This window comes from Collinsella sp. AM18-10, assembly GCF_003471585.1.
Taxonomy (GTDB): Bacteria; Actinomycetota; Coriobacteriia; order Coriobacteriales; family Coriobacteriaceae; genus Collinsella.
Map to the genome: position 1 here is coordinate 422,553 of NZ_QRJO01000001.1, position 23,165 is coordinate 445,717.

Genomic DNA, 23,165 nt, shown 5'->3' on the forward strand with positions numbered 1-23,165 from the left:
ATGGAGGTACCCCATGGATATGATCTCGTTTCTCGCCTCCGAACCTTTCGACCGCAGCGGTGATACGCCGCTCTATGTCCAACTTAAACATCGAATCGCCCTGCTTATCGCCAGCCAGGCGTTCGACACCAAGACGCCGCTGCCACGCGAGCTCGAAATCTGTGAGCGGCTAGAGTTATCGCGCGCGACCGTGCGCCGTTGCTTCCAAGATCTCGTCATCGAGGGGCGCGTGGTGCGCAAACGTGGGCAGGGCACGTTCATCAAACCCCAAACCTCAGCACCCGGCATCGACCTGGCCCTGAATTTCAGCGCGCGGATGCGCGAAGCGGGACGGGTTCCGAGCTCGCAGATTCTCGCCTTTTCAAGCATACCGGCCGTCCGCGGCATCGCCTCTGGGCTCAAAGTGCCCGAAGGGACACCCGTCTGGGAGATTCGCCGCCTGCGTCTCGCCAACGACAAACCCATGGAGCTCAACTACGTCTATATCCCCGTGTCACTTTGCCCCGAGCTCACGCGCAAAGACGTGGATGGCTCGCTCTACGCCTATATCGCGGAAAAGACCGGCATCCTGCCCGCAAGCGTCGATGCCGTCTACGAGACGGTCAACCTCGACAAGCATGAGGCGCGCCTTTTGGGACAGAACACCGGTAAGGCGGCGATGCGCATCGTGCGTTCGACCTACGACAAGACAGGAACCCCGTTCGAGGTAGGCGTGCTCATCAGCTGCGACGGTCAGGCAAAGCTGCACGTGCACATCGCCGCCGACAAAACAACCTTCACCGCCACAGCCCAATAAATCCAAAACGTGGGCGCCGTCGTTCAAACGAACGACGGCGCCCACACTCATTTTTTATTCAGCCCTAGTCATCGCACAAAGCCCCTTCGGCAGCACACGGTGCAGCCAAGTCACCGCAGGCCGGGGCGGAGGGGGCTGAGTTTCCCACTGAGCGACTCTGCTTGCAGCCGGAGCGAAGGGGGAAACTCAGCCCCCTCCGCCCCGGCCGGCCAGCTCAATCTACACCGTGTACTGCGGCAGGTCCTGCAGGGCGATGACGTCCATGCCCATGTCGTTGGCGCTGCCGTGACCCTGCTGGTCCTCACGCACCGCCTCGATGGCACTCACGTACGTGTTGGCGGCAGACATCGCGGTCACGCAGGTTACGCCGCGGCGCACCGCCTCGGTACGCAACAGATAGCCGTCGCCGCGCGAACCTGGGCCGTACGGCGTGTTGATAATCACCGCGATCTTGCCATCGGCGATGAGGTCGCCGATGTTGGGGCGCTCGCCATCATGTGGGCCGCTGATCTTTTCCACGATCTCGCAGGTCACGTTGCCGCCGCGCAGCACGCGCGCCGTACCTTCGGTGGAGCAGATATCAAAGCCCAGGTAGCGAAGGATGCGCGCAACCGAAAGGATATGCCGCTTATCGCGGTCGCACACGCTAATGAACACTTTGCCGGCGCTCGGGTCGGGCAGGTTGTAGTCGATCGCCAGCTGCGTCTTGGCGTATGCCTCGGGATAGCTCTTGGCGATACCCATGACCTCGCCGGTCGACTTCATCTCGGGCCCCAGGATAACGTCGGCTCCCGGGAAACGGCCCCAGGGCATGACGGCTTCCTTCATGCAGAACCAGTCCAGCTGACGTTCGTCGCTCGGCAGGCCCAAGCTCGCGATGGAATCGCCTGCCATGATGCGCGCCGCGCATTTGGCCAGCGGCACGCCGGTGGCCTTGGAGATAAACGGCACGGTACGGCTGGCGCGCGGGTTGGCCTCGATCACGTAGACGGTCTCGCCCTTGATGGCATATTGCACGTTGACCAGACCGCGGACTCCCAGCGCCATCGCGATGCGGCGCGTGGTCTCGCGGAGCTTCGCCTGCAGGCTCTCGCTAAAGCTGAACGGCGGGATGCAGGTCGCGGAGTCGCCGGAGTGAATACCGGCTTCCTCGATATGCTCCAGGATGCCGCCGATGTATACCTCTTCGCCATCGCACAGGGCGTCGACGTCGGACTCGATCGCACCCTCCAGGAAGCGGTCCAGGTACACCGGGTAGTCGGGGCTAATGCGCGCAGCCTCGGCCATGTAATCGCGCAGATGCTCGGCATCGTAGGCGATCATCATGCCGCGGCCGCCCAGCACATAGCTCGGGCGCACCAGCAGCGGATAGCCGATGTGCGCGGCCACGGCCTCGGCCTCCTCAAACGAGGTGGCCTGGCCCGCCGGCGGGTACATGATGCCCAGCTTGTCGAGCAGAGCGGCGAAGCGCTCGCGGTCCTCGGCAAAGTCGATGGCATCGGGCTTGGTGCCCATAATGTTCACGCCGCTCTCCTCGAGCATGCGCGCCAGCTTAAGCGGGGTCTGGCCACCGAGCGTCACCACGACGCCGTCGGGGCGCTCGACATCGATAACGTCCATGACGTCCTCGTAGGTGAGCGGCTCAAAGTACAAGCGGTCCGAGGTGTCGTAGTCAGTCGAAACGGTCTCGGGGTTGCAGTTGACTATGATGGTCTCGAAGCCGCGAGCCGCCAGTGCGTAGCTCGCGTGCACGCAGCAGTAATCGAACTCGATACCTTGGCCAATGCGGTTGGGGCCGGCGCCCAGGATCATCGCCTTGGGCTTGTCCGCCGGCGTGGTCTCGTCGGGAGCCACGCACTTCTTGGCATCCGGGCTCGTGCGGTAGATGTTCTCGTACGTCTTGTAGTGGTACTCCGTGGCACTCGAAAACTCCGCAGCGCAGGTATCGACCGTCTTCATGCTGGGAACCACGCCCAGACCCTTGCGATAGGCGCGCACAAAGCGCTCGTCCGAGCCGGTCAGCGCGGCAATCTCGGCGTCGCTCGTGCCGTACTGCTTGAGCAGGCGCATCGCGTCGGCGTCGATATCCTCCACACGCAGGCCGCGGATGCTCTCCTGGACCTGCACCATGTCGTTGATACGGTTGAGGTACCACGGATCGATACCGCAGACGGCATGGATGCGGGCGATGTCCCAGCCACGGCGCAGGGCCTCGACCACAAAGAAGATGCGGTGCTCGGTCGGGGTACCCACGGCCTGGGCGAGTTCATCGTCGCTCAGCTTGTCGGCACCCTCCTTGCCACCGGCGCAGATGCCCTGGTGACCGTCCTCCAGTGAGCGCATGGCCTTGCCGAAGGCCTCCTCAAAGGTGCGGCCGATCGCCATAATCTCGCCCACGGCCTTCATGCGCGTGGTGAGCGTAGGATCAGTGCCTTTAAACTTCTCGAAGGCAAAGCGCGGCACCTTGACAACGCAGTAGTCGATTGTGGGCTCAAAGCAGGCGGGCGTTGCCTTGGTGATGTCGTTGACGATCTCGTCGAGCGTGTAGCCCACGGCCAGGCGAGCGGCGGCCTTGGCGATGGGGAAGCCCGTGGCCTTGGAGGCCAGTGCGGACGAACGGCTCACGCGCGGGTTCATCTCGATGACGATCAGGCGGCCGGTCTGGGGGTTCACGGCAAACTGCACGTTGGAGCCGCCGGTCTCGACGCCGATCTTCCCCAAGATGGCGAGCGAGGCGACACGCATGCGCTGGTACTCAAGGTCGGAGAGCGTCTGCGCCGGCGCCACGGTGATGGAGTCGCCGGTGTGCACGCCCATGGGGTCGAGATTCTCGATGGAGCACACGATGATGCCGTTGCCGGCGTGGTCGCGCATGACCTCCATCTCATACTCTTTCCAACCCTCGATGGACTCCTCGACCAGCACCTCATGGGCAGGCGAGAGCTCAAGGCCCTGGCTCACGATGGAGACGAGCTCCTCGTGGGTGTGAGCGATGCCGCCGCCGGCGCCACCGAGGGTAAAGCTCGGGCGCAGTACGCAGGGATATCCCACGCGCTCGGCGATAGCCTCGGCGTCGGCCACGCTGTAGGCATAGCCCGAGCGCGCAACCTCCAGGCCGATCTCGGCCATGGCCTCGTTAAAGAGTTTGCGGTCCTCGCCGCGCTCGATAGCGGCCAGGTCGCAGCCGATCATCTCGACGCCGTACTTGTCGAGCGTGCCGTCCTTTGCCAGCTCGACGGCGGCGTTCAGACCGGTCTGGCCGCCCAGCGTGGGCAGCAGCGCGTCCGGGCGCTCTTTCTTGATCACGCGCTCGATAAACTCGGCGGTGATGGGCTCGACATAGGTGCGGTCGGCAAGACCCGGGTCGGTCATGATGGTCGCCGGATTGGAGTTGACCAGGATGACCTCAAAGCCATCCTCCTTGAGCACCTTGCAGGCCTGTGCGCCGGAGTAGTCGAACTCACAGGCCTGGCCAATGACGATAGGGCCCGAACCAATAACGAGGATGCGCTTGATGTCAGTACGTTTAGGCATGTTAGTTCTCCTCGGTCGCAGCGTTCTCGGACTCGGCGAAATTCCAGCCGGCGAGGCGGTCCTTCGCGGTGTCGATGTCCAGGTAGTTCTCCTCGCCGTCCATGAGTCGCGTAAAGGCGGTAAAGAGATAGTGGGCATCGGTGGGGCCGGGCGAAGCCTCGGGGTGGTATTGGACCGAGAAGCACGGGGCGTCGAGCAGCTGGATGCCCTCGGCGGTGCCGTCGTTGAGGTTCACATGTGTCAGGCGAATGCGGCCAAAGCGCTCGTTCATCACGACCGGCGCGATACCGCGGCGCACCCAGGCGCGCAGGTCGCCATCGGCCGCATGCTCGGTTTCGCCGCCGGAAAGCTCCGGAATCAGTTTGCCCAGACTGGGGAACAGCAGGCCAAAGCCGTGGTTTTGCGCGGTGATCTCCACGCGACGGCTCACCAGATTCATAACCGGCTGGTTACCGCCACGGTGACCGAATTTAAGCTTTTCCATTTGGGCGCCGCAGGCCAGGCTGATCATCTGGTGACCGAGGCAAATACCAAAGACCGGCACCTTGCCGATCAGCTGCCGCACCTGCTCGTAGGTCTCCACCACGGCATCGGGGTCGCCGGGGCCGTTGGACAAAAAGACGCCATCAGGATTCATGTCGAGCACCTCACTCGCGGGCGTATCCCACGGCACGACGGTGAGGTCGCAGCCGGCACGGACCAGGCCCTCCAGAATACCGCGCTTCACACCGCAGTCGTAGGCGACCACTTTGTGACGGGCAGGAGCGGCAACCGCAAGCGCAAAGTCATGCGTGGCAGGCAGGTCGGCGGCCACAAACTCGTGAGGCGCGGGGCAACTTACGGTCTTGACCAGGTTCTCGCCTACCAGCGTGGGCGCTGCGGCCAGACGCTCGGCAAGCTCGTCGACGTCGAAGATCTCGGTCGAGATAATGCCCATTTTGGAACCATTGTCGCGCAGATGGCGCACCAGAGCGCGGGTGTCGACACCCTCGATAGCGACGATGCCGTGAGCGCGCAGGTACTCCGGCACGCTGACGGCCGAGCGCCAGTTAGAAGGCGTGGCGCACGTGTCGCGAACGATCATGCCGCGCATAGCCGGAGCGCTCGCAGGGCGCACGGCGTCGCCAGGGAAGGCCGACTGGACATCGGTCTCGTCGATACCGTAATTGCCGATCTGCGGATAGGTCATGGTTACAATTTGGCCGGCATAACTCGGGTCGGTCATGACCTCAAAGTAGCCCTCGAGCGAGGTGTTGAAGCAGACTTCGCCGGTCGCGGTGCCCTCGGCGCCGCATGCACGTCCATAAAAAATGGTCCCATCCTCAAGATACAGGATACAGGGACCGCAGGTGCCCTTGCTGGTTTTGGCCAGCATATGCTGGCAAAGCTCGCTGGGCGCGAAGGTGCGGGCGGCAGCGCCCGCGGTATGGTTGTTCGCCATAATTCTCCTTCCCGGTCTCACAGGACCGGCTTAAAGGTGTGTAGTTAGGCCTCGCGGTATTGTAACCGCAAGCATGCCTCATGGCGTTAATTTCATCAAATTGTTTACGAAATGATAATTATGACTTTCTATGCATAATGATTATTTAAGGCTCTGTTAGACCAGGATTGACATTCCGCCCCATCATCTTCTTGCGATTGCACAGCGGTCACCCCCTTGTCGGATTTGAATCCGGCAAGGGGGCGATGCGCCCGAGACCGGACGAGTTGCTCGCCTGGCCCTGCCGTTTCATGCCGACCTGCCGGCTATCTCGCCGTCTCCCCGTCGGGCACCGGCGTCCTGACCCTCATCTCGAACGGCATCCCGCCCTCCCGGACGAGCGCCCTGAGGAACGCGTTGACGGCGGTGGACATGGACAGGCCGAGCTCGTCCAGGATGGCCGTGGCCTCCTTCTTGACCTCCGGGTCGATGCGGATCGTCGTGGCCGGTATGTTCGACGGCATGGCCTCACCCCTCCTCGTGTATCGCGGTGCGACCATTCTACCGCCTCTATGCGGCGGGCGCGGCCCAGTAGTCCATGTAGGGCGGCTCCACGTTGAACATGTCGCGGACGCGGCTCCTGCAGACGCCGTGCGCGAGCTGCCGCGCGACCGTGCGCTCGGCGGCGCCGGAATCGGTCGCCATGAAGGTCCGGCACCACCTGAACCAGGCGAGGTAGGCATCGAGGTGCTTCGTCGACACGCCCCTGAACGGCTCCATGAAGGCACCGAGGAGCGAGTGGACGGTGTTGACCCGGTTGATGGTTCCCCCGGAGCGGTCCTTGGGGTCGTAGGCCGCGTGCGCGGCGACCTCGAGCTCGGCGAGGACACCGACGTAGGCGGCCGCCCTGTCGGTCGCGACGACCGAGCCGGCCGCGATGCGGCCCCTCAGCGCGTCCATGGCGCGCCCCCTCGACAGGGCGCCCCGCCCCGTGACCTCGAGGAACGTCTCGTTCGAGTCGTTCACTCCGGTCATGACGCAGATCCGCTCGCGCGACAGCCCGCGCCTGTGCACCTGCTTGCCGCGGTGCCGGGAGGGGCGCGGCATCGCGAACGACCCCCTCGTGTGGTTGCCCTTGAACGACTCGGGGAAATAGGTCTCGTCGAGCTCGCAGCCGCAGCCCCGCTCGACCCTGAACGAGGGGGAGTAGGCCGAGAGGCACTCGATCAGCCTGTGGCGCATGGTGTAGGCGGTCTTGAGGCAGACGCGGCAGCGCCTCGCGCATTCGCGCAGGGGCAGCATGAGCACGAAGCACTCGGCGTAGGCCATCCAGGTCTCCTTCGGGAGCTTGCTCGTCCCCAGGATGCGCTCGCTGCCCATGCCGAAGGTCCTGCCGCAGCCCCGGCAGAGGAGGCAGACGCGGCAGCGCCTCGCGCATTCGCGCAGGGGCAGCTTGAGCACGAAGCACTCGGCGTAGGCCATCCAGGTCTCCCTCGGCAGCCTGCTCGTCCCAAGGATGCGCCCGCTGCCCATGCCGAAGGTCCTGCCGCAGCCCCGGCAGAGGTAGCGCTGCTCGCCGTTCCTCGATTTGCCCTTCTTCACGACCGCGGCGGACCCGCAGCGCGGGCAGCGCTCGACCTCATAGGTTGAGCCGGCAGCGTCGTCGAACGCCGCCGCGCGGATAACGTCCCTGACGGACTCGATTGCGCGGCGGCGCTCGGTCCTGCTGAGGCTCGCCATGTCCTTCTTGAAGTTGAGGACCAGGTCTTCGGCGTTCATGCTGCCCCCATCATCGCGGTCTACGGGGTCAACGATATGGCACCGTGGGGACACATGTATGTCAATCCTGGTCTAACAGAGCCTAAAACATTGAGAGCCCCTGCTGCATGAAAGACCGCGGATTAGGCCGACAATGGTGAGTGTCTAATTCAGCCGCGGCGGCCACGCCGCATTCATGGAAGGGGCTCCCATGCTCGATACTACCACCTTCGTCGGCCTCGACGTCCACGCCCGCGCCGTCGCGGAGTGGGTCCGCTCCGTGGACCCCGGGGCCAGGTGCGTGTACGAGTCCGGGGTCACGGGCTTCGACCTGCAGAAGAGGCTCTCCGGCCTGGGGGTCGACTGCGTGGTCGGCGCCGTCTCGAAGATGATCAAGCCCAGCGCGGACAGGGGCAGGAAGAACGACCGCAACGACGCCGAGTTCCTCGCCCGCATGCTGTCGGTCGGCAACGTGGTCGAGGTGTGGGTCCCCGACGACGAGTGCGAGGCCGCCCGCGACCTGACCAGGGCGCTCGAGGACGCGAGGGACGACCTCTCGCGCTCGAAGCAGCGGCTCTCCAAGTTCCTGCTCAGGCACGGGCTCGTCTTCGACGAGAGGACGCCCACCGGCCGCGGGAAGGGTAACTGGACCCGGGCGCACTGGTCCTGGATCGAGTCGATTAGGTTCGCGGAGGGGGCCGACAACGACGTGCTCGCCTACTACGTCGACGCGGTCAGGCGGGCGGCGGAGGAGAAGGCGAGGCTCGAGGGGCTCGTCGAGGCCGAGGCCCGCAAGCCCAGGTGGCGGAAGAGGGTCGACTCCCTGCGCTGCCTCAAGGGCGTAGACACCGCTTCCGCCGCCGACCTCGTGTTCGAGGCCGGCGAGTTCTCCAGGTTCAGGAACGCCCGCTCGTTCGCCGCGTGGGTCGGCCTGACGCCCTCCGAGCACTCCAGCGGGGAGAGCGACCGCAGGGGCGCGATCACCAAGGCCGGCAACAAGCACCTGAGAAAGACGCTGGTCGAGGCCGCGTGGCACTACCTGACGTGCTCGGGGCGGCCGAAGGACCTCGCCAAGGGCCAGGCCCCGGACCCAGCCGCCCGGAGGCATGCCGCCAAGGGCGTGCGGAGGCTGGTCGAGAGGCGCGGGGCCCTGCTCGCGCGCGGGGTCCACAGCAACAAGGCGAACGTCGCCACGGCGCGCGAGCTCGCCTGCTGGGTGTGGGCGGTCGGCCTCATGGCCGAGGAGGCGTAGGGGGCGGTCCCCCGCACATAAGCCAGTCATCCCGGAAGCGGTTCGATCCGAAGCCGTTGAGGCGAACCTCAGGTCCCTTTTCTGCGAGCGCCCAGGGCGCCACACGCGTGCACAGACTGTCGGTTCGACGTAGAAGCCTCAGCCGTAGCAACGGATTGCCCAGCGAGAGATCGCCACGGGCGGATATTAAACTGCAAAGACGAGCGTCGGTAAGACACGCCGAGGTCGCCGCGGACGGGTTGATATAGGGAGAGGGCCTGACCCCATATCGTTGGGGCCAGGCCCGATTTTGCCTCTTGACAATGTCCTGCTCATATTAAAAGGAACGTCCCTAAATGTCACGACTACCTCAAAAGGAGCGTTCCCAAGTGCCGGCTTTGGCAACGCCGATGTCTTGGCAACGACAGCGAAAATCCGCCAGAGCGAGCAAGGTGCCTTGAAGCGAGGCGGCATTGACCTTCTGGTCATGCCGTCGAAGCTGAAAGGCAGATTGCCGCTCTGACGGGTTTGCAGCGTCGGCCGGTTACGGCGTTTGGCAAAACGCCGTAACTCTAAATACGCTCTGCGATCTCGTGGATGAGGTAGTCGGTCTTTTCCCAGCCCAGGCACGGGTCGGTGATCGACTTGCCAAAGACACCGCCATCGACCGGCTGATTGCCATCCTCCAGGTAAGACTCGATCATAAAGCCCTTGACCAGCTTGGAGATGGACTCGTTGCGGCGGCAGCTGTCGAGCACCTCCTTGCAGATGCGGTACTGCTCCAGCGGGCGCTTGCCCGAGTTGTCGTGGTTGCAGTCGATGACCGCCGCCGGGTTGGCGTAGCCGGCATGCTCGGTATAGCGCTCGGCCAGGCGCTCCAGGTGCTCGTAGTGGTAGTTGGGGTAGGTGCGACCGTCGAGACCGATGTAGCCACGCATGACGGCGTGTGCGAGCGGGTTGCCGTCGCACTCAACCTCCCAGTTGCGGAAGATGAAGCTTTGATGTGCCTGGGCGGCGTAGATGGAGTTAAGCATGACGGTGGTGGAACCGGCGGTGGGGTTTTTCATGCCGACGGGCACCGAAATGCCGCTCGACACCAGGCGATGCTCCTGGTTTTCGACCGAGCGCGCGCCCACGGCAACGTAGCTCAGCAGGTCGACGAGGTACTGGTAGTTGGACGGGTAGAGCATCTCGTCGGCGGTAAAGAAACCGGTCTCCTCGATGACGCGCAGGTGCATGTGGCGAATGGCTTTAACGCCTTCGAGCAGGTCATCGGGCGCCTCGGGGTCGGGGTTGTGCAGCAGACCCTTGTAGCCGGTGCCCTTGGTGCGCGGCTTGTTGGTGTAGACACGCGGAATGATGATGAGCTTGTCCTTGACCTCTTCGGCGACCTTGGCCAGTCGGTTCATGTATTCAAGCACCGAGTCCTCGCGGTCGGCAGAGCACGGGCCGATGATGAGCACTTTGCGTGCGTCCTCGCCGGTAAAGACCTTGGCGACCTCGGCGTCGAATGCCTGCTTTTTGGCGGTAAGCTCGGCGGAAAGCGGCATTTCCTCGCGGATCTCCATGGGGATCGGCAACCTGCGCTTGAATTCCATGGCCATATGGGGCCTCCTTTATCAATTAACGGCAACAATTGGCGAATTCTCGAATGCTCGGCATTATCCGCTGTCGCACGCTAAAGTGCAAGTGAAACCTGCCGAAAAGGGACAGGTTTATTTTGGTCGGTTTTATCTGGGGAAATGTCGGCGCTCGCCGGAAGGGGAGGGCCAACGTACGGCACGCTGGAGCAAGTTGGATCTTCTGCGGCATACCCTGTGGACAAAAAATGGCAAATATGAGTACTGTTGCTAGCGTAGTATCATATCGATCTTACAAGATAATAGACACAACAGTAAATATGTTCATTAACGTTGGCACACAGAAGCATGCTACCGGGCATTTTGATCAATTTGAAGGCATGTCTAGGCCGCAATGAGGTCGTTTGGGGCAGTTTTGGCTGTTACTAAAAAGGTGACAGTACTCATATTTGCCATTTTTTGTCCACGGGGCCTTGAGGGAGGGCGTCAATCAGGTCCCAGGGGAGGCGGTTCGAGGGCCGCAGAGCAAAAACGGGGGCGCAGGCTGTCCTGCGCCCCCGTTCTCGGGCGTTATTCGTTCCCTGCGGCAGAATTTACGCCGCTTCGTCGAACTGCGAGTTGTACAGGTCGGCGTAGAAGCCGCCTTGGGCGAGCAGCTCGTCGTGTGTGCCCTTCTCGACGATGTCGCCGTCGCGAATTACCAAGATCACGTCGGCGTTGCGGATCGTGGACAGGCGGTGCGCGATGACAAAGCTCGTGCGGCCCTGCATCAGCGCATCCATGGCGCGCTGGATGAGCTCCTCGGTGCGGGTATCGACGTTGGAAGTCGCCTCGTCCAAAATCAGCGCCGGACGGTCGGCCAAAATGGCGCGGGCGATGGTCACGAGTTGGCGCTGGCCCTGTGAGAGGTTGGTGCCCTCCTCGTTGATCATAAAGTCGTAGCCGCCGGCGAGCGTATGGATAAAGTGGTCGCAGCGTGCGGCGCGTGCAGCGGCCTCGACCTCGGCGTCAGTCGCATCGGGACGTCCGTAGCGGATGTTCTCGCGGATGGTGCCGTTAAACAGCCAGGTATCCTGCAGCACCATGGCAAACTCGCCGCGCAGCGCCGCGCGATCCCAGTCGCGCACGTCGACGCCCTCGACACGCAGCGAGCCGCCGTCCACGTCGTAGAAGCGCTGCAGCAGCTTAATGAGCGTGGTCTTGCCGGCGCCGGTGGGGCCGACGATGGCGATGGTCTGACCGGGCTGCGCCTCGCAGCTAAAGTCGTGGATGATGGTCTTGTCGGTCGTGTAGCCAAACTTGACGTGGTCGAACTCAACGTGGCCGGGGCGCTTCTCGGGAATCTGGGCGTCGGCCTTCTGCTCCTCCTCGGGCGCGGCCAAGAACTCAAAGACGCGTTCGGTTGCGGCGGCCATCGACTGCATCGTGTTACTCACGTTGCCCAGCTGCTGCACCGGCTGCGTAAAGTTGCGCACGTACTGGATAAAGCTCTGGATGTCGCCGGGCGTGGCATTGCCGGTCAGCGCGAGCTGTGCGCCCACCACGACAACGCCCACGTAGCCCATGTTGCCCACCAAGCTCATAAGCGGCATCATCAGGCCCGACAGGAACTGCGAGCGCCAACCGCTCACAAACAGTCGGTCGTTTTGACGGTCGAACTCCTCGATCGAGGCCTCGGCGCGGTCGAACACCTGAATGACGTTCTGACCGGCAAAGTCCTCCTCGATAATGCCGTTGACGGTGCCCAAAACCTGCTGCTGCTCGCGGAAGTACGGCTGCGAGAAGTGAATCATCACGGTCAGGATAATCGCGGCGGCCGGCAGTGTGAGCACGGTGACGCTGGTAAGCGGCAGACTGATCGAAAGCATCATGACGAGCACACCGATAATCTGCGTAACCGACGTGATGAGCTGCGTCACGCTCTGGTTGAGTGACTGGCCGAGCGTATCGACGTCGTTGGTGATGCGGCTGAGCACGTCGCCCTTGCTGCGTCCGTTAAAGTAGCTCATCGGCACGACGGCGATCTTGGCGGCGATCTCCTTGCGCATGCGATAGCAGATCTTTTGCGTGACGCCAGTCATGAGCCAGCCTTGGATCAGGCTACAGGCAGAGCTCGCCAGGTACAGGCAGAGCAAAAAGCCGAGCGTCTTGGCGATCCAGTTAAAGTCGACATCGCCGGTACCGTTGACCTTGGCAACCAGGCCCTCGAACAGCTTGGTCGTAACCTGGCCGAGCACCTTGGGTCCCACAATGTTAAAGATGACCGAGCACACGGCAAAGGCGACGGCGGCAAACACGGCAACCTTGTGTTGACCGATATAGCCGAGCAACTGCCTCATGGTACCCTTAAAGTCCTTGGCCTTTTCGCCGCGGCCCATGCCACCCATGCGGCCCATGGGACCGCGCTGACGGGTGGGCTTGGGAATCTGAGTCTTGGTCTTGTCTGCCATTAGCGCTCGCCTCCTTCCATGACGGCTTCAATTTCTTCTTGGGTGAGCCCCAGCTCCTCGGCGGAAAGCTGCGACTGTGCGATCTCCAGGTACGCTGGGCAGCTGTGCAGCAGCTCCTCGTGCGTACCGGTGCCCACCACGTGGCCGTCGTCGAGCACGATGATCTGGTCGGCGTGCATGATGGTCGCGATGCGCTGGGCCACGACCACGAGCGCGGCGTCGGTAACGTTTTTGGCAAGCTCCTCGCGCAGGCGCGCGTCTGTTTTGTAGTCGAGGGCGCTAAACGAGTCATCGAACACCACGACCTCGGGCTTTTTGGCCAGGGCGCGGGCGATGGCCAGACGCTGGCGCTGGCCGCCCGAGACATTGGAGCCGCCCTGGCTGATGGGGGAGTCGTAGCCGCCCTCGCGCTCGGCGATAAAGTCCTCGGCCTGTGCGATGCGTGCCGCCTGGCGCATGTCATCATCGCTCACCATGTCGCCGGCAAATTTGAGGTTGCTCTCAACGGTGCCCGAGAACAGACGACCCTGCTGCGGGATGTAACCAATGCGGCGGCGCAGCTCGGAAAGGGTCATGTCGCGCACGTCGATGCCGTCGAGCGAAATGCTGCCGCCCGTGACGTCGTACAGGCGCGGGATGAGCTGCACGAGCGTGGACTTGCCCGAGCCCGTGGAGCCAATGATGCCGAGCATCTGACCGGCGTGCGTGGTGAAGTTTACGCCGCTGATGACGTCGGCGCGGGCATCGGGATACTGGAAGCTCACGTCGCGGAAGGTGAGCTCACCGCGCGGTGCGCTGGCCACGGGCAGTTTGGGCGAGGCAGGGTCGTTGATGTTCGTGGGGCAAGTGATGACTTCTTCCACGCGCTCGGCTGCGACCTCGGCGCGGGGCAGGATGACCGAAACCATGGTGAGGATCATAAACGCCATGACGATCTGCATGGTGTAGGAGATAAACGCCATCATGTTGCCGACCTGCATCACGCCGTCGGACACGCCCTGCGCGCCAAACCAGACGATAAGCACGGTGATGCAGTTCATGACGAGCATCATGAGCGGCATCATAAAGCTCATGGCGCGGTTGGTGTAGAGCTGCGTGGTCATCAGGTCGAGTGATGCCTTGTCAAAACGCTCGAGCTCATGCTCTTCGCGGGTGAACGAGCGGATGGGCATAAGACCGTCGAGCAGCTCGCGGGCGGTGAGGTTCACGCGGTCCACAAAGCTCTGCATCTTTTTGAACTTGGGCATGGTAAGGCCCATGAGCACGCCGACGACGGCCGAGACCGCGATGATGGCCACGGCGATGGTCCACTCCAGGCCGGTGTGGTTGGCCAGGACGCGCATGACGGCGACGACGCCCATGACAGGCGCCATGAGGCACATGCGAATGAACAGAGTCGCTGCCATCTGGATCTGCTGAATGTCGTTGGTGCAGCGGGTGATGAGCGAGGCCTGGCTAAACTTGCCCACCTCGGCCGGCGAGAAGTGCATGACCTTGTTGAAGGTCTCGCGGCGCAGGTCGCGGGCGATGGAGCAGGCGGTGCGCGACGCCACAGCGCCGGTCAGGATGGTGGCGACCAGCGAGATCAGGCACAGGCCAAACATCGTGGTCGCCATGCGGCCCAGGTAGGCGTTCTGCACGTCGGCGGGGTCGATACCCTGCGCCTTGTACTCGTCTTGCACATAGCTCACGGCGCGTTGGGTCACGATGGAGCCCGACATGGAGCCCATTTTGTCCGCCATTTGGTTGGCGCCTTCGACGAGCTTGCTTTGGTCTACCAGACCGCCCTCGACACCTAGGCGCAGGCTCTTCATGGTGACCTTGCCGCCGTCGGCATCAATCTGCTTTTGCATGTTCTGCGCCGCTGCGGCCTTCTGCTGCATATCGGCGAGCTGCTCGGGCGTCATCGCCGCCATCTGCTCGGGGGAGGGCATGGCCTGGGCGGTGCTGTTGTCTTGTTCGTTGGACGTGCCCATCATGTCGCCCATGGAGCCAGCGTCGATGCCCTGGTTGAGCGAAAGGACGACGGTCTCGGGCAGGCTCATAATGTCAGCAATCTTGCCGCCATCGGCGCGCTCTTCCTCGGTGCCCTTGTACGTCCGAATGCCGTTGTTGTCTGCCTTGCTAAACACGGCCTCTACCGCTTTGGCATCCTTGGCGCTCATAAAGAGCTTGAGGTCATCGAGCGATTCGGCTCGAATGGTGTCGGGTACGGGCGAGGCGATGCCGCCTTGCTGCACGCCCACATCGACGATGTCACTCATATACGTAGGTAGCGCTAGGTCGGCATTGCAGCTGATTACGATAAGTACGATAGCCGTGAGCAGCGCCAGGATATGCTTTTTAAAAAGCTTGAGAATCCTCACTCGGCATCTCTCCTTTCGTGATTGCGATCGATAATTTCGTTGGCTCGCCTTAGAAGGCGCACCATCTCTTGGGTATCTGTTTCGCCGAGCTGTTCGAGGAAGGCCGCGGTGCGGTCCTCGAATTCGCGACGCTTGATTTCGATATCTTGTCGGCCTTTGTCGGTCACCGTGACGTGTACGCGACGACGGTCGGTCTTTGAGTGCTCGCGCTCGACCCAGCCCTTGGTTTCGAGAGTGCGTAAGATATTGGCGATGCGGGCACTCGAGACCCAGGCGCGATCGGCGAGTTCGCTCGGCGTGAGCGAGCCGCCGGCGAGCATGAGGGCGCGCATGACGGCCATCTCGCCGCCGAGAGCTTTGTCCGCAGAGCGTGAAATGCGATGATGCATGCTGCCAAACTCGGTAAAGAGCTGACGCCCAAGCTCATGGAAATCGGTATCTTCCACCGAAAACCCCTAACACTAGAAACTATTTTCGGTGAAAGATGATACCCGCATATTCGGGCCTCATTCAGTGGGCAATATAAAGAGCGCATAAAGAGTTAAAAAATTCAATTGCTGAAGCGTTTCAAAGAACTATTATGCCCGCGGTTAGGCGAGGGGTTGTCACCACCATGACGACTGGGACTCATTTATCGCCACGTGCGATGCTCCAACTTCCCGCAAGGAGACACCTTATATAAAGGGGGATGGAGTCATGGCATTTGACTTCACGGGCAAGACCGCGATTGTCACGGGTGGCACTCAGGGCATTGGCCTCGAGATTGCCAAGGGTATCGTTGCGGGCGGCGGACACGTCGCGCTCATCGCAAGGAACGCTGCCAAGGGCGAGGCCGCGGTGGCCGAGCTTGGCGAGGGCAACAAGTTCTATCAGCTCGATGTCGCCGATGCACCCAAGGCGCGCGAGACCGTCGAGCAGATTTTTACGGACCTGCCGCAAACCAACATCCTGATCAACTGCGCTGGCGTCATCAGCACCAAGAAGTTCGACGAGATCGATGACACCGAGTGGCGTCGTACCATCGACATCAACCTCAACGGTACCTTCACTATGATGAACGCCGTGTACCCGCACTTTAAGGCGGCCCATGCTGGCACTATCGTCAACGTGAGTTCCGTTGCGGGCAAGATCGGCGGCGGCCTGCTCGGCACTGCTGCCTACGCAAGCTCCAAGGCCGGCGTCAACGGCCTAACCAAGGCAGTCGCCAAGGAAGGCGGCAAGTTTGGCGTCCGCTGCAACGCCGTGTGCCCGTCACTTACCCTTACCGATATGACCTCGATTCTCTCTGACGAGAACTCTCAGCGCATCATCAACGGTATTCCTCTGGGCCGCGCCGCCCAGGCCAGCGAGCCTGCGCAGATGGTGCTGTTCTTCGCTTCCGACCTCGCCAGCTTCGTGAACGGCGAGATCGGCGACTGCGACGGCGGCATCGTCCTGGACGGGTAATACCCCACGACGATTATTCGGCGACGGCTCCTGCGACTCGGGACCGTCGCCTTCTTTCTGACAAAGGCGCGTGCGGCTACGATTCGCATGCATCCAAAGGAGATATATATGAGTGAATCGACTGCGGTGGAGGCGCCGGCGGCAAAGGAGCCGTTCTTTAAGATGTCCTCCATCCCGGGTGCCAATATCTTGGTGCCGCTTCTGTTGGGTTGCTTGCTCAACACGCTGTTCCCCGACCTGTTTAAAACGCTCGGCAGCTTTACGCTCGGCATGACCCAGCAGGGCGCAGGCCCGCTTGTTGGCGCTTTTTTGCTCATCGTCGGCACGACGATTTCGTTTAAGAGCGCTCCTGCCGCCGCTGCCCGCGGCGCCATCATCATCGCCGTCAAGCAGATCGTTGTCGTTGCCGTGTCGCTGCTCATCCTTTATGTGTTCAACGACAACCTGTTTGGTATCTCGGCCATGGTGATGCTGGCCGCTTGCACGGGTGCCAACAACGCTATGTACGCTGGACTGATGGGCACCATGGGCAACGAGGCCGAGCGTGGCGCCGTCGCCATTACCACGCTGGTTGTCGGCCCTCCGGTCACGATGATTGTCCTTGGCGCCGCCGGCCAGGCTCCGATCGGCTGGTCGCTCGTGGGCGCCATCCTGCCGATCGTCGTCGGCATTATCCTGGGCAACCTCTTCCCCAGCTTTAAGAAGATGATGGCGCCGGCACTTTCCGCCGTCATCGTGCTCGTCTTCTTTGCCATGGGCTCGACCATGACCTTTGGCCAGCTCATTAATGGCGGTCTTCCCGGTATTCTGCTCGGCGTGATCTGCTCGGTGATCTTTGCAATTCCCGTCATCGCGGTCGATAAGCTCACGGGCGGCACGGGTGTCGCAGGTGCGGCCATTTCGAGCTGCGCCGGAGCCAATGTGGCCACGCCTGCTGCCATGGCAAGCGTCAACGGGGCCATGTACGGTGGTGCCGTGCTCGCGACGGCTACGGCACAGGTTGCAGCATGTGCTATCGTGACGGCCATTTTGACCCCGCTGGTCACCAGCTGGTGCTACAAGCATTTTGAGGGCCAGCAGAGCAACGGCAAGGCAACGACCGACAAGGCCTCCGCAGCCGCCTAATGCCAAACGGCAATCAAAGCTAAATAACTAGCCACGCCATAGGGCGGCCCCGGGGGAAATCCCGTGGCCGCCCTTCAGTTTCTGAAGGGTCTCTGGGGTACTTTACTCTGATAAAGCTGACATAACAGCTAGAGTGAACGTCGTACAAAGGCAAGGAAAAATACCAAAGAAATCGGTGAACGGTAGTTGTTCGCGCTCGCATTTCCTGCGGGTTTGTAAAAAACGCCTTTATGATATAAAAAAAGAAACATATAACAGCCCAGATGGAGAGGGTCGCTATGTTATCCTTCTCAAACGGGTGAAATCTTGGGTTTTGGGTTGTAGTTCCAAGGTGGACAAACGTTTTCCCTGCACCAACGTGTGGTGAAGAACGGAAGAAGCCGGTAGTGCAAGCCGAACATTCAAGAATTCAATAAGCAGCGGTGTGAGAGAGCGCCGCATTACACGTAACTAGGAGCGTGGTTACACAATGCAGGAGGCATGGGAAGGCTTCAAGGAAGGCATCTGGACGGGAGAGGTTGACGTCCGAGACTTCATCCAGAAGAACTACACCCCCTACGAGGGCGACGAGTCGTTCCTCGCCGGCCCGACCGAGCGTACCAAGGAGCTGTGGGGCGAGGTTCTCGACCTGCTGCTCAAGGAGCGCGAGCAGGGCGGCGTCCTCGATATGGACACCAAGACCGTCACGGGTATCGTGAGCCACCCCGCTGGCTACATCGATAACGCCCATCGCGACAAGGAGACCATCGTCGGCCTCCAGACCGACAAGCCGCTCAAGCGCGCGCTGCACGTCAACGGCGGTATCCGCATCGCTTGCCAGGCTGCCAGCCAGCACGGCTACAAGATCGACGAGAACGTTGTCGAGCGCTACACCTTCGAGCGCAAGACTCACAACGCCGGCGTCTTCGATGTCTACACCCCCGAGATGCGCGCCTGCCGCTCGGCCCACATCATCACCGGTCTGCCCGATGGCTATGGCCGCGGCCGCATCATCGGCGACTACCGTCGTGTCGCCCTGTACGGTGTCGACTACCTGATCAAGGACAAGGAGGCCCAGAAGGCTTCCACCCCGACGGTCATGACCGCCGACAACATCCGCGATCGTGAGGAGCTGCAGGAGCAGATCCGCGCCCTCGGCGAGCTCAAGATGATGGCCGAGACCTATGGTTTCGACATTTCCAACCCTGCTACCAACACGCAGGAGGCCATCCAGTGGATGTACTTCGCCTACCTCGCTTCCGTCAAGGAGCAGAACGGCGCCGCTATGTCCATCGGCCGTACCTCCACGTTCATCGACATCTACGCTGAGCGCGACCTTGCCAACGGTACCTTCACCGAGGAGCAGATCCAGGAGTTCGTGGATCACTTCATCATGAAGCTCCGCATGGTCAAGTTTGCCCGTACCCCCGAGTACCAGGCCCTGTTTACCGGCGATCCGCAGTGGGTCACCGAGTCCATCGGCGGCATGGGTGTTGACGGCCGTACGCTCGTTACCAAGATGAGCTACCGCTACCTGCACACGCTCGAGAACATGGGCACCAGCCCCGAGCCCAACATGACCGTTCTGTGGTCGACCCGTCTGCCCGAGAACTTCAAGAAGTTCTGCGCCAAGACTTCTGTCGCCAGCTCCTCGATTCAGTACGAGAACGACGACCTCATGCGCGTCTACCACGGCGACGACTACGGCATTGCCTGCTGCGTGTCCTCCATGCGCATCGGCAAGGAGATGCAGTTCTTCGGCGCCCGCGCCAACCTGGCCAAGTGCCTGCTGTACGCACTCAACGGCGGTGTTGACGAGGTCTCCAAGAAGCAGGTCGGCCCCAAGTATCGCGCCGTCGAGGGCGATACGCTCGATTACGACGACGTTGTGGCCAAGTACAACGACATGATGAAGTGGCTTGCTGGCGTGTACGTCAACTCGCTGAACATCATTCACTACATGCACGACAAGTATTGCTACGAGCGCATCCAGATGGCTCTGCACGACAAGCACGTGCATCGTTGGTTCGCTACGGGCATCGCTGGCCTTTCCGTCGTGGCTGACTCCCTGTCCGCCATCAAATACGCCAAGGTCCACCCCGTCCGCGACGAGAACGGCATCATCGTCGACTTCGAGACCGAGGGCGAGTTCCCCAAGTACGGCAACGACGACGACCGCGTCGACCAGATTGCTCACGACGTTGTGCACCAGTTCATGGAGTACATCCGCATGAACGACACCTACCGCAACTCCGTGCCCACGACCTCGGTTCTGACCATTACCTCCAACGTCGTGTACGGTAAGAAGACCGGCTCCACGCCCGACGGCCGCAAGGCTGGCCAGCCGTTCGCCCCGGGTGCTAACCCCATGCACAAGCGCGATAGCCACGGCGCCATCGCTTCGCTGTCTTCGGTTTCCAAGCTCCCGTTCCGCGATGCTCAGGACGGCATCTCCAACACCTTCTCCATCATCCCGGGTGCGCTCGGCAAGGAGGACCAGGTGTTCTTTGGCGATATCGACCTTGATCAGCTGGGCGAGTAACTATTGTTAGTGCTATACTAACAATAACGATTACTGATTAGAGCGACGGTTTCGGCCGGCGCCTATCAATCGAAGGAGACACATTATGAAGGTTTCTGAAGTTTCTGAGACTCAGGCCGATAACCTGGTCCACATGCTCGACGCTTACGCCGAGAAGGGTGGCCACCACCTGAACATCAACGTCTTCAACCGTGAGACGCTGCTCGACGCTCAGGCCCACCCCGAGAAGTACCCGCAGCTGACCATCCGCGTTTCCGGCTATGCCGTGAACTTCCACACGCTCACTAAGGAGCAGCAGGACGAGGTCATTTCGCGTACCTTCCACAACAAGTTCTAAAGGGGTTTAACTCCCGCAGGATCGCCGGGGCTGTTTGGGCTACCTCCCAAAACGTCCTCGGACATGCAAGAAGCCCTCGCTGCGCACTTCGTGCGGCGAGGGCTTCTTGCGTCCTGCGGAATATTTTGGGAGGTAGCCCAAACAGCCCCGGCGGGGTCCTGTGTAGTCACCCTTTAGGCGGAACTCTCCTAATGGGTTGAGCGTTCTGGATTCTTGCTTGCTACCGTTTATCGCGTATAGCTACCGTTTGCGGAATAAGTAACACTCCTTCATAAACCGTGTAAAATCTCAGAGAAGCACGGAGTTTTTCAGGGAGACGCTGTCCTTTGCTGTGGTCGAAGGGCGGCGTCTCTCTGGCGCTTGTGAGTCGTTGTTCAATGGGGCGGCGAGCGTGCGCGTGTAATACATAGTCAACGTCGAGATGGGTCGTGATGATAATGGGCAAGTACGTAATCGTGGTTGAGTCTGGGTCGGATGTGACGCCGGAGCTCTGCGAGCGCTACGGCATCGTGCGCGTGCCTATGCATGTCACGATTGGTGACGAGACCGTCGAGGACGGCTCGATCGATCCGCTCGAGATTTACTCGCGCTGTAACGAGTTTGGTGTGATGCCCAAGACCAGTGGCTGTTCGCCAGCGGATTTTGCGCACGTGTACGACCGCATCCATGCCGAGCAACCCGACGCGACTATTTTGCATCTTGCATATTCCGAGGCCACGACCTGTTCGCATCAGTCCTCTAAGATTGCGGCCCAGGGGCGCGACTACGTGTTCTCCATGGACACGCGCTTTGTCTCGGTGGGCCAGTCGCTCGTTGTCGTCGAGACTGCCAAATACATCGAGGCTCACCCCGATGCCACCGTCGACGAGATCTTTGCATTTACGAACTCCGTCATGGACCGCGTGCTGCTGGGCTTTGTTCCTACGGACCTTGCCTTCCTTAAGGCGGGCGGTCGCTTGTCCAACGTCGCGTTCCTGGGCGCCCATCTGCTCAAGATTAAGCCCTGCATTGAGGTAACGGGCGGCAAGTTCGTGGCAACCAAGAAGTTCCGCGGCTCTATGCTCAAATGCGCCCGCGCCTTTATTGACCACATGGTTGCCAAGGGCGAGATCGACTACTCGCACATTGGCTTGGCATATTCGGTAGGTCTTTCCGAGGAGCTGCGCGACGACATGGAAGTCTATGCGCACGACCTGGGCTTTAAGGACATTACCTGGACTCAGGTCGGCGGCGTCATCTCGAGCCATTGCGGCCCGACCGCCTTCGGCGCGGTGCTCACGCTCAAGGCGTAAGGCCTGGCGTCTATCGATATCTATTGTCTCGGCGGCGGGTGGGTTGTGACAACCTTCCCGCCGCTTTTGTGTGGGGCCAAATAGAACAACCCAATTGACCACTAAACCGTTTCACCATCATGCGTATGGGCTAGAATGGCTCTGGCATTTATGTAACTAAAACCAATGAGAGGTAAGGTAGCGGGAATGGCTGAGATGACGCTCGAGGGTGTGGACGCTCGTCCCGAGGACTCCGCGTTTGCCCTGGGCCGCGTACATTCGATTGAAACGATGGGTACGGTCGACGGACCCGGCATCCGCTTCGTAGTGTTTGTCCAGGGCTGTCCCATGCGCTGCGCGTATTGCCACAATCCCGATACCTGGTCGGTTAACGGCGGCACGATGGTGACCGTCGAGCACCTGATGGACGAGTTCCAGAGCAATCATGAGTTTTACCGCAGCGGCGGAATTACGGTTTCGGGCGGCGAGCCACTTCTGCAGCCCGAGTTTTTGGCCGACCTGTTCCGTGCAATGCACAACAACCCCGATGGTCGTGTACATACCTGCCTGGATAGCTGTGGCTACGCCTTCGACCCTCAGCATCCCGAGAAGTTCGATGCCGTGCTCAACGAGACCGACATGGTTTTGCTCGACATCAAGCATGCCGACCCGGTCGAGCATAAAAGGCTGACCGGTTGTGACCCCGCACGCATCCTGGCGTTTGGCGATGAGCTGGCGCGTCGCAGGATCAAGGTCGTTATCCGCCACGTGGTGGTACCGGGCATTACCGACACGGTGGAGGAGTGCGAGGCGCTCGGTCGTTTAATCGCCCCGTGGCATAACGTGGTCGGCCTGGAGATGCTGCCGTATCACACCATGGGTGTCGTCAAATACGAGCAGCTGGGGATTCCCTATAAGCTTGAGGGCGTGCCCCAGATGGATACCGCGCGCATGCCCGAGCTGCGCAACGCCGTCATGACGGGCATGAAAAAGCGCCGCGCCGAACTCAAAAACGCCATCGACTAGCGAGCCATTTTCGCCCCCAAGGGCACTCATTGGGGACAGACTTAAATGAGTGCGCGATGGCATTGCGGGCGAGCATGTTTTGGTGCGCAACAAGGCAGGCTGGATTAGCGAGGATGGTTACTATTCGACATGCGATGCGGGCCTTATCGGCATCGATGGTCGTACCTATGTCATGAGCGTCATGACATCGATGCCGTGGGGCGACCGCTCGAGCGAGGTTACGGCCGTGATTGCAAAGGCTCTGTTTGATATGCGAGCTGCGCTGGCTTAGCGTGTTCGTTTGGCGAGGTCAAACAAAATGCTG

At 61.3% G+C, this 23,165-nt stretch carries 17 protein-coding genes; 9 read left to right on the forward strand and 8 right to left on the reverse strand.

Annotated features, from left to right (window positions below; genetic code table 11):
• Positions 1–13 precede the first annotated feature (13 nt).
• Complete coding sequence (locus DW211_RS01715) at positions 14–796, forward strand: GntR family transcriptional regulator (RefSeq protein ID WP_158551165.1); 783 nt, start codon at positions 14–16, stop codon at positions 794–796.
• A gap of 219 nt (positions 797–1,015) precedes the next feature.
• Here DW211_RS01715 and carB read toward each other — a convergent pair whose 3' ends face one another.
• The 4 genes from carB to DW211_RS01735 form a co-directional block, all read right to left on the reverse strand.
• Positions 1,016–4,330, reverse strand: coding sequence for a carbamoyl-phosphate synthase large subunit (gene carB, locus DW211_RS01720; protein ID WP_118258838.1), 3,315 nt, complete (start codon positions 4,328–4,330; stop codon positions 1,016–1,018).
• 1 nt (position 4,331) lies between these two features.
• Positions 4,332–5,771 carry a glutamine-hydrolyzing carbamoyl-phosphate synthase small subunit gene (gene carA, locus DW211_RS01725; protein ID WP_118258840.1) on the reverse strand — a complete coding sequence of 480 codons (1,440 nt, stop codon included), beginning with the start codon at positions 5,769–5,771 and terminating at the stop codon, positions 4,332–4,334.
• A gap of 305 nt (positions 5,772–6,076) precedes the next feature.
• Positions 6,077–6,274 (reverse strand): type II toxin-antitoxin system RelB/DinJ family antitoxin, encoded by a 198-nt coding sequence (locus DW211_RS01730; RefSeq protein ID WP_118258921.1) that lies wholly within the window; start codon positions 6,272–6,274, stop codon positions 6,077–6,079.
• Between the two features lie 46 nt (positions 6,275–6,320).
• Positions 6,321–7,529: an IS1595 family transposase gene (locus tag DW211_RS01735; RefSeq protein WP_118258842.1), complete on the reverse strand. Its 1,209-nt coding sequence runs from the start codon at positions 7,527–7,529 to the stop codon at positions 6,321–6,323.
• Positions 7,530–7,719: 190 nt separating this feature from the next.
• On the opposite strand from DW211_RS01735, the gene DW211_RS01740 reads away from it, so the two are divergent.
• Positions 7,720–8,760: an IS110 family transposase gene (locus DW211_RS01740; RefSeq protein ID WP_233540916.1), complete on the forward strand. Its 1,041-nt coding sequence runs from the start codon at positions 7,720–7,722 to the stop codon at positions 8,758–8,760.
• A gap of 551 nt (positions 8,761–9,311) precedes the next feature.
• Here the strand turns inward: DW211_RS01740 and DW211_RS01745 are convergent.
• The 4 genes from DW211_RS01745 to DW211_RS01760 form a co-directional block, all read right to left on the reverse strand.
• Positions 9,312–10,343 (reverse strand): 3-deoxy-7-phosphoheptulonate synthase, encoded by a 1,032-nt coding sequence (locus DW211_RS01745; RefSeq protein ID WP_118258846.1) that lies wholly within the window; start codon positions 10,341–10,343, stop codon positions 9,312–9,314.
• Positions 10,344–10,912: 569 nt separating this feature from the next.
• Positions 10,913–12,769 (reverse strand): ABC transporter ATP-binding protein, encoded by a 1,857-nt coding sequence (locus DW211_RS01750; protein ID WP_118258848.1) that lies wholly within the window; start codon positions 12,767–12,769, stop codon positions 10,913–10,915.
• Positions 12,769–15,135 (reverse strand): ABC transporter ATP-binding protein, encoded by a 2,367-nt coding sequence (locus DW211_RS01755; RefSeq protein WP_118258850.1) that lies wholly within the window; start codon positions 15,133–15,135, stop codon positions 12,769–12,771. Before DW211_RS01755 ends, DW211_RS01750 begins: the two co-directional genes overlap by 1 nt.
• Positions 15,132–15,581: a MarR family winged helix-turn-helix transcriptional regulator gene (locus tag DW211_RS01760; protein WP_118258852.1), complete on the reverse strand. Its 450-nt coding sequence runs from the start codon at positions 15,579–15,581 to the stop codon at positions 15,132–15,134. Before DW211_RS01760 ends, DW211_RS01755 begins: the two co-directional genes overlap by 4 nt.
• 250 nt (positions 15,582–15,831) lie before the next feature.
• Between DW211_RS01760 and DW211_RS01765 the strand changes: the two genes are divergently transcribed.
• The 7 genes from DW211_RS01765 (at position 15,832) to DW211_RS01795 (ending at position 23,132) form a co-directional block, all read left to right on the forward strand.
• Positions 15,832–16,581, forward strand: a complete 750-nt coding sequence (locus tag DW211_RS01765; protein ID WP_006234857.1) for an SDR family NAD(P)-dependent oxidoreductase — start codon at positions 15,832–15,834, stop codon at positions 16,579–16,581.
• A gap of 108 nt (positions 16,582–16,689) precedes the next feature.
• The gene (locus tag DW211_RS01770; protein ID WP_233540917.1) at positions 16,690–17,706 is read left to right on the forward strand and encodes a 2-keto-3-deoxygluconate permease; all 1,017 of its coding nucleotides are present in this window, start codon (positions 16,690–16,692) and stop codon (positions 17,704–17,706) included.
• Positions 17,707–18,175: 469 nt separating this feature from the next.
• Positions 18,176–20,227 carry a formate C-acetyltransferase gene (gene pflB, locus DW211_RS01775; RefSeq protein ID WP_117758359.1) on the forward strand — a complete coding sequence of 684 codons (2,052 nt, stop codon included), beginning with the start codon at positions 18,176–18,178 and terminating at the stop codon, positions 20,225–20,227.
• Between the two features lie 85 nt (positions 20,228–20,312).
• Positions 20,313–20,564 carry an autonomous glycyl radical cofactor GrcA3 gene (gene grcA3 / locus DW211_RS01780; RefSeq protein ID WP_055252439.1) on the forward strand — a complete coding sequence of 84 codons (252 nt, stop codon included), beginning with the start codon at positions 20,313–20,315 and terminating at the stop codon, positions 20,562–20,564.
• 437 nt (positions 20,565–21,001) lie between these two features.
• The gene (locus DW211_RS01785) at positions 21,002–21,856 is read left to right on the forward strand and encodes a DegV family protein (protein ID WP_117758360.1); all 855 of its coding nucleotides are present in this window, start codon (positions 21,002–21,004) and stop codon (positions 21,854–21,856) included.
• Between the two features lie 186 nt (positions 21,857–22,042).
• Positions 22,043–22,861: a pyruvate formate-lyase-activating protein gene (gene pflA / locus DW211_RS01790; protein ID WP_118256610.1), complete on the forward strand. Its 819-nt coding sequence runs from the start codon at positions 22,043–22,045 to the stop codon at positions 22,859–22,861.
• Positions 22,862–22,910: 49 nt separating this feature from the next.
• Positions 22,911–23,132 carry a hypothetical protein gene (locus tag DW211_RS01795; protein ID WP_117758362.1) on the forward strand — a complete coding sequence of 74 codons (222 nt, stop codon included), beginning with the start codon at positions 22,911–22,913 and terminating at the stop codon, positions 23,130–23,132.
• The last annotated feature ends 33 nt before the right edge of the window (positions 23,133–23,165 follow it).